The sequence below is a fragment of the Streptomyces sp. P9(2023) genome (assembly GCF_032436795.1).
Taxonomy (GTDB): Bacteria; Actinomycetota; Actinomycetes; order Streptomycetales; family Streptomycetaceae; genus Streptomyces.
This window is the reverse complement of the sequence record NZ_JAUPWM010000154.1, coordinates 1-467: the sequence shown is the minus strand read 5'-3', so window position 1 is coordinate 467 and position 467 is coordinate 1. Positions and strand designations below refer to the sequence as shown.

The 467-nt window shown below is 44.1% G+C and carries 1 protein-coding gene; it reads right to left on the bottom strand.

Going from position 1 to position 467, the window contains the following annotated elements:
* Positions 1-429: hypothetical protein (locus tag Q5762_RS37130; protein ID WP_315896721.1), on the bottom strand; the 429-nt coding region annotated here is incomplete at its 3' end.
* Positions 430-467 lie beyond the last annotated feature (38 nt).

Sequence of the window (467 nt, the reverse complement as noted above, 5' to 3'; positions counted from 1 at the left end):
ACAGCCGGTAAGGGCACAGCCAAGTAGCCCTTGGCGATCAACAAAAGGTTGCAAAGGCTCGGTTGATTGCGAGGTAATAGCCCCCTTGATATCGAGATGACAATTTTGAAAATAGTCACCGGGCGAGGGGTATTCAGTGACGCCATCGTTGTCAATCGAAAAGATAATACGGCCAATGGGAGGTTGGTAGTCTGGGTGAAATTGACGATCCAGATCATGCAAACAGACTCTGCCATGCCAGTCGCGTTTTTGAATCATGGTATTGATTAATCGCTGACCTTGAGGATGAAAAATTACTTTTACTAAATCTTGAGCGGTGGCTGCGTCATTTTGAGTACCACTAGCTAAGCAAGATAGGCTTACCAAGCACAATAAGCCCATCAAAAATTGAGTAAATTTAAGCCGCGAGCAGAGGATAGTGATGATCATTGACATTGGTTATCAGAGCAATTGAGTATGAGTTTTTG